Here is a 292-nt window from a genome sequence, read left to right on the forward strand (position 1 = left end):
AATACACCCTAGGCGGCTGCCAGCAGGCTGGCATTGCCGCCAGCCGCCGTCGTGTCGACGCAGACAGCGCGCTCATGCGCGTAGGCCGCCGGGTTGAGCACCTCGCTGACCAGCGGCACGATCGGCCCGGCGCGCTCGGCGATCACCTTGCGCACGATGCGCGCCGCTTCCGGCGTGCCGGAGAAGGCGACGACGTCGACCTTCAGCGCCCGCGCCTCGACCGGATCCGGACGGCCGTCGATTGCAGCAAGCGGCAGGCCCTTGCCGGTCAGCGCCGACAGCACCGCAGGCG

Annotated in this window: 1 protein-coding gene; it reads right to left on the reverse strand. The window is 72.3% G+C overall.

From position 1 onward, the window contains the following. Positions 1-8 precede the first annotated feature (8 nt). A partial coding sequence (locus EN818_RS32025; RefSeq protein WP_135906762.1) for a hypothetical protein occupies positions 9-292 on the reverse strand: 284 nt, incomplete at its 5' end.

This window comes from Mesorhizobium sp. M3A.F.Ca.ET.175.01.1.1, assembly GCF_004791945.1.
In the GTDB taxonomy this organism is placed as follows: domain Bacteria; phylum Pseudomonadota; class Alphaproteobacteria; order Rhizobiales; family Rhizobiaceae; genus Mesorhizobium.